The organism is Paraburkholderia sp. BR10141, assembly GCF_056155635.1.
Genome location: NZ_JBMIQH010000086.1, coordinates 1 through 5,837 on the forward strand (window position 1 = coordinate 1; position 5,837 = coordinate 5,837).

Below are 5,837 nucleotides of genomic sequence, written 5' to 3' on the forward strand. Positions count from 1 at the left end.
AGGACCCGACGCAGAACATCGTGTGGGTCACGCCCGAAGGCGGCGGCGGCCCGAACTATCCGAACATGTAAGCAGTACGTGGTTAAGTCTCAGAGGCAAGATCCAGCATGAAACTGATTCGGTCTGTCGAGGAACTGCGAGCTCAATTGCGCGGGCAAAACCGCACGGCATTCGTGCCGACAATGGGCAATCTGCACGAAGGACATCTGTCGCTGATTCGTCTCGCACGACAGCATGGAGATCCCGTCATTACCAGCATTTTCGTGAATCCGCTGCAGTTTGGACCGGGTGAGGATTTCGAGCGTTATCCGAGAACGCTTGAGGCGGACCTGGAGAAGCTTCAGAAGGAGAGTGTCTACGTCGTCTTCGCCCCTACGGAACGGGACCTCTATCCGCAGCCGCATGAATATCGCGTGCAGCCTCCAGGTGGGCTTGGCGACATGCTAGAGGGGGAGTTCCGGCCGGGCTTCTTTCAAGGCGTTTGCACGGTCGTAATGAAGTTGCTGTTATGCGCGCAGCCGCGCGTGACAGTGTTTGGAAAAAAGGACTATCAACAATTGATGATAGTTCGGGAAATGTGCAAACAGTTCGCAATGCCCACGGAGGTCGTGGCCGGCGACACCATCCGCGACATCGACGGACTTGCGCTGTCCTCTCGCAATCGCTTCCTGACGCCGGAGCAACGCGTGGAGGCCCCCACGCTATATCGGCTCCTCAACGGCGCGCGCGAGGACATTTTGAGCGGTCGACAGGATATCCAGCGAATCGAACGGCGCGTGTTCTCAACGCTGGTCGATCGCGGCTGGAAACCCGACTACATCTCGGTTCGAAAGCAGGCGGACTTGCGCTCTCCAATGGAGCAGGATGTCGTCGATCGAAAGCTGGTCGTGCTGGCGGCAGCGCGCCTCGGCAGTACACGCCTTATTGACAATCTTGAGATTTGAACCCTTGATGCTATGCCTTGCCACGGTGACTGGAGGGTAGGGCGAGAGCGCAACTCAAAGGCGCACCCTGCGCCTGCCTGACATTGGCGTTTCGTTATGACTGAACCAGCAATTCACGACGGCGGCTCTCGTAGGCAATCGGTGCTTGTGACCGGAGCGGGCCGGCGAATCGGTCGCGCGCTCGCCCTTGGCTTTGCCGCGCGAGGATGGGACGTTGCCTTGCACTATCACGAGTCGAAACGCGAAGCGCAAGAGGTTGTCGATCAGATCGCGGTGCGAGGCGGAAGGGCAATTTCCCTTTGCGCGGATCTTTCGAAAGAGGAACAGGTGAGGCAGCTTGTACCCGCGTGTGTGCAAGCATTCGGACGTCTCGATTGCGTCCTGAATTGCGCGTCGCGGTTCGAGGAAGATACGGCACAGACTTTTACCTACGATCTTCTGCTGGCGCTCATGAAGATCAACGTCGCTGCGCCGCTGGCGTTGGCGCGCGGACTCTACGACGCGATACCGGACTGTGCAGTTGCCGACGAGGCGCAGCGAGGCGTTGTCGTCAACGTTCTGGACCAGAAGCTTTACAACATGAATCCAGACTACATCTCCTATACCTTAACGAAAGCAGCGTTGGCGAATGCAACGATAGCGCTTGCGCAGGCGCTAGCGCCAAAGGTCAGAGTGCTCGGCCTGGCTCCCGGGCTTACGCTTGTCTCCGGCGATCAAACGCAAGAGCAGTTTGAGGCGGCTCACCGAATGACCCCGCTTCGGCGCGGGTCGCGGCTTGAAGACATCGTCGATGCAGCCGTCTATCTTGCCGAGGCACGTGGAGTGACGGGGACGACCTTGGTCGTCGACGGAGGTCAACATCTTGTATCCAGCCAGCGCGACGTGATGTTCGCGAATATTGGGTAGGCGCGCGGGACAAGACCTCACAACTCGCGGCGAACAGGGCGGATCAGGTGCAGCGCGACAAGAGAACGCGTGGAAGGCCGAGGGGACATGATGAAGCGAAAAGTACAGGGACTCGTAACGCGGGAAAAGATCCTCGACAGCGCGGAGATTTTATTTTTTGAACGTGGCGTCAGTGCTACGTCTCTTGAAGACATCGCTCACGCGGCTGGTATGACCAGAGGCGCAATCTATGGTCACTTCTCAAACAAATGGGCCCTCGTGACGGCTTTGTTCGAGCGATCAGCTTTGCCTCTGGACCCGTTCACAATTCCGCCCGAGAAGTCTAATGGGGCAACGCTTGGCGCCTTGCGTTCAAAACTTGAGAGGAGATTGGCCGACGTCCTTCACTCCGGCACACAACGGCGCCTGTACTCCATCGCATTCTCCACAGCAAAATCTGAAGGAGATACCGTTGTTTCCACATCGACGCTGGGGGAAGCTGCGCGAATCGCGCAGTCATCTATCGAGTCTGCGCTAAGGCTCGCAGCGGCAAATCGTGTGGCGACTGATCATGTCGACTACGCTGTGGAAGCGATATACATTCACTCACTATTGACGGGTTGCTTTCACCTGAGTTTGCTTATGTCATCGCATCAGGGCGCGGAGCAAGCCCTTGCGTCGGCTGTTGTGGGAAGGGCGCTTTCGCCCCTGCTCTGACAATCCTGGCGGGCCGTTCTCTCACTACTTCTTCGAGCAGCAGAGCCGTTTGCCGGTCAACGATCGATGTGATCCAGCCGAGCCGATGTGTATCGATGGATTCCCACCCTAGAGAAAGCATCATCGATCGCCGTGTGAGGTGAATTGCTATGAGTTGGCCGGTAATGGTTAGGGCGCGCAATAAAGCCTCCTCGTCGCCGGCATCTCTGCCCATCAGGCGGGCAACTATTTCGCTGCACACAGGTATCAGGCGCGTCTGAAGACGATCGCGCAATTGAGCCTCGGGAAACTGGGGTCCCAGGCCCGCCTGTTCCCGCGCCATGAAGAGCCTCCAGCTATCGGGCTCAGCCGAGGTGAACAGGTATTGAGCAAGATGTTTCTGGATTTCACGGAACGCGCGGATTAATTGATCGTCGTCCCCGTCTTTATCAAGTACGGCCCGCGCCGCGTCGACGGGGCTGGCGAGATGATCAGAAATCGTGGTGGCGATGTGATCGACACACGCCAGATACACGCCTTCCTTGTTCGAAAAGTAGTAGCGCAATGCGGGTGGATTGACACCTGCTAGCTCCGCTATGTCTCGCGTCGAGGCTCCTTCAAATCCGCGCAAACCGAAAAGCGTGAGTGCTGCAGCAATGATTCGGGATCGCGTTTCATTGCCGCATACATAGCCAGTCGCTGTTCCGGAACGCCCTCGACTCTTGGTCATTGCCACAAGTTATCAGTCTTGTAAAAGGAGCGGGAAGTGAATCGGCTTGCTCCGTTGGCAATTGGCCGTGGGCAACAACCTCCGACAAGTCGATCTGAATGAATTCCAATGACGGTACGCATATTCCAACCGCAATGATGTAACCGGTTAAGCAACCCGGCCATTCTGCACCTGGTTTGAGCGGATTTGCGATATTGTAATAATAGAACGACATACACATAATCGCACCTAGGGCAAATCTCGACCCCGTTGGCTTTTCCCAAATTCGCCGTCCCAACCCGGTCGCTCACCCACAATATCTGAAGGATCGCTTTGCGGCAGATTTGCGAGAGGAGCGTCACGGGCGCAGCGGTTCAGCCGAGCATGGCTAAAGCCGTCATCAGAACGGCGCGTTTGAATGCCTTGGGACGCCGCGGTAAGGAAGAGAACGGACTCAGTACATGGCTATAGGCGACAGTCTTGCTGATGCCATTGGCGAGCATCGTAAACAGGATGTCGGGATCTTGCCGCGAAATCTCACCTGCGTCGATCGCATCGATGAGCAACGGCACGAACACGTCATGAAACGGCCGCACCACCCGTTCGATCAGCAGGTTAAGGCGCTCTCCAGTTTCAGTTGCGGCAGTCGAAAAAAACATGCCAACGTCTGGCGTCAGAAACACCTGATCGATCAGGATCGACACGGCACCCTCGACGCGCGCTCGCGGTCCTGGACCTGTTATCTCCCGCAATGCGGCGGTCTTCGCGACCATGGGAGCCACTTCGTCGGCAATCTGGTCCACCACGGCAATCCAAAGCGCTTCCTTCGAGCCGTAGTGATGCGCGACCAGCGCGGCGTCGACACCCGATGCCCTGGCGATTTCCCGCACGCTAGTCGCCTCATAGCCGCTCCTCGCGAATGCCCCTCGGGCGCTGCGAAGCAATGCGTCGGCGCCGCCCGCGTCGCTGCACGCTGGACGGCCGCGCGACCGACGGGGCGTGGAAGTCGTCGTGGCGGACGGGGTTTGATCGTGAGCGTGTTTCATCGGCGACGAGCGGTCGTGTTCAAGGAAAGCTCAGAATTTTAGCGGGTGCCGCACCGCGAATAGCAGCGGCACCGGTTTGACATGAACCCTTCGAAATCTTAGTATCGCATTAATTCATCACTCGTAGAATATTTAATCATGCGCCAGACCACCCGGATCGTCATCGTCGGCGGCGGTATCGCTGGACTTCTGCTTGCGACCAGGCTGGGCAACACGCTTGGCCGCAGCGGCCGCGCTCAGGTCACGTTGATCGACAAAAGCGCAACCCACATCTGGAAGCCCATGCTGCACACGATCGCAGCGGGCACGCGCGATGTCCAGCAACAGCAGGTCATCTATCTCGCCCACGCTCGCGACCACGGCTTCAACTATCAGCCAGGCGAGATGGAAGGCCTGGACCGCAATGCGCGCATCATAAAGCTGGCTGCGCTGCGTTCGAAGTCGGGTGAAATTGTGATCGGCCCGCGCACCGTCGAATACGACGTACTGATTCTTGCGCTGGGCAGTCGCGCCAACGACTTCGGCACCCCAGGCGTCCTCGATCATTGTCATTTCATTGACAGCCAGGCTCAGGCTGAAATCTTCAACGAAGCATTGCGAATCCGCATATTCCAGAGTGTTGTGACGAATAGCGCGTTGCGCGTGTCGATCGTCGGCGCTGGAGCGACTGGCGTCGAACTGGCAGCAGAATTGAGCCGCTTGCTCGAAGTGGCGTCGAGTTACGGCGACCCCGGCATCCGCTCACGTCTGAACCTCACCCTTTATGAAAGCGCACCGCGGGTACTGGCGGCGTTTCCGCCGGCGGTGTCGGAGTCCAGTGAGGCACAGTTACGGCATATTGGTTTCAAGGTGCGAACGGGCACGCGAGTGACCGCCGCCGAACCCGATGGACTCCGGTTGGGCGATGGCAGCCACCAACCGGCGGATTTGATGGTGTGGGCGGCGGGCGTGAAGGCCCCTGATTTTCCAGGCAAACTGGATGGGATCGAGATCAATCGTTCCAATCAGATCGTCGTCAGGCCAACCCTGCAGGCGCAGGACGACGACACACTATTCGCGCTCGGCGATTGCTCGACGTTGACGCTCGCCGGCAATGAACGTCCTCTCGCACCCACGGCGCAAGTCGCCACGCAGCAGGCACAACATCTCGCCAGGCACTTGCCGGGCTGGCTCGGCGGCGGCTCGTTGCCCGACTTTGCATTTCACGACTTCGGCGCGCTGGTATCGCTGAGCGACTACAACGCCTTTGGGACGCTCGGGCAGTTCGGGTTCTTCCGTGGCGGGTTCATCAAGGGCCGATTCGCGCAGCTCAGTCATGCCATGCTCTACCGGCAACATCAGCAGGCTTTGCACGGTTTTGGCAAGGCCATGATGCTGTGGACCGCCGAGCAGATCAACGGCCTCGTGCAGCCGAAGATACGGCTGACCTGAACGCCACGCCACTCTCGACTGGATAAATGTGTGACGGCCGATTGCATGGCAGCGCACTGTCGCGAAACAGGGGGCAGCGATGACGCCAGTGACCAGTCCGGGCATCACGAGATCGCTCAGGCATCG

The 5,837-nt window shown here is 58.5% G+C and carries 7 protein-coding genes; 5 read left to right on the forward strand and 2 right to left on the reverse strand.

The window, feature by feature from the left end:
- From ACOJB8_RS40590 to ACOJB8_RS40605, 4 genes are all read left to right on the forward strand, one after another.
- Nucleotides 1–71 (forward strand): 4Fe-4S dicluster domain-containing protein (locus ACOJB8_RS40590; protein WP_146121210.1); only part of this gene is annotated, 71 nt, incomplete at its 5' end.
- Nucleotides 72–107: 36 nt separating this feature from the next.
- Nucleotides 108–944, forward strand: coding sequence for a pantoate--beta-alanine ligase (panC, locus tag ACOJB8_RS40595; RefSeq protein ID WP_475017855.1), 837 nt, complete (start codon nt 108–110; stop codon nt 942–944).
- 96 nt (nt 945–1,040) lie between these two features.
- Nucleotides 1,041–1,850 carry an SDR family oxidoreductase gene (locus ACOJB8_RS40600; protein ID WP_475017857.1) on the forward strand — a complete coding sequence of 270 codons (810 nt, stop codon included), beginning with the start codon at nt 1,041–1,043 and terminating at the stop codon, nt 1,848–1,850.
- Nucleotides 1,851–1,940: 90 nt separating this feature from the next.
- Nucleotides 1,941–2,546 carry a TetR family transcriptional regulator gene (locus ACOJB8_RS40605; RefSeq protein ID WP_256095051.1) on the forward strand — a complete coding sequence of 202 codons (606 nt, stop codon included), beginning with the start codon at nt 1,941–1,943 and terminating at the stop codon, nt 2,544–2,546.
- Here ACOJB8_RS40605 and ACOJB8_RS40610 read toward each other — a convergent pair.
- Both ACOJB8_RS40610 and ACOJB8_RS40615 read right to left on the reverse strand, forming a co-directional pair.
- A complete protein-coding gene (locus tag ACOJB8_RS40610; protein ID WP_069268759.1) occupies nt 2,470–3,255 on the reverse strand; it encodes a CerR family C-terminal domain-containing protein in 786 nt (261 codons plus the stop codon). The genes ACOJB8_RS40605 and ACOJB8_RS40610 overlap by 77 nt on opposite strands.
- A 353-nt stretch (nt 3,256–3,608) precedes the next feature.
- Complete coding sequence (locus tag ACOJB8_RS40615) at nt 3,609–4,280, reverse strand: TetR/AcrR family transcriptional regulator (RefSeq protein ID WP_475017859.1); 672 nt, start codon at nt 4,278–4,280, stop codon at nt 3,609–3,611.
- Nucleotides 4,281–4,418: 138 nt separating this feature from the next.
- On the opposite strand from ACOJB8_RS40615, the gene ACOJB8_RS40620 reads away from it, so the two are divergent.
- Nucleotides 4,419–5,711, forward strand: a complete 1,293-nt coding sequence (locus ACOJB8_RS40620) for an NAD(P)/FAD-dependent oxidoreductase (protein WP_475017861.1) — start codon at nt 4,419–4,421, stop codon at nt 5,709–5,711.
- The last annotated feature ends 126 nt before the right edge of the window (nt 5,712–5,837 follow it).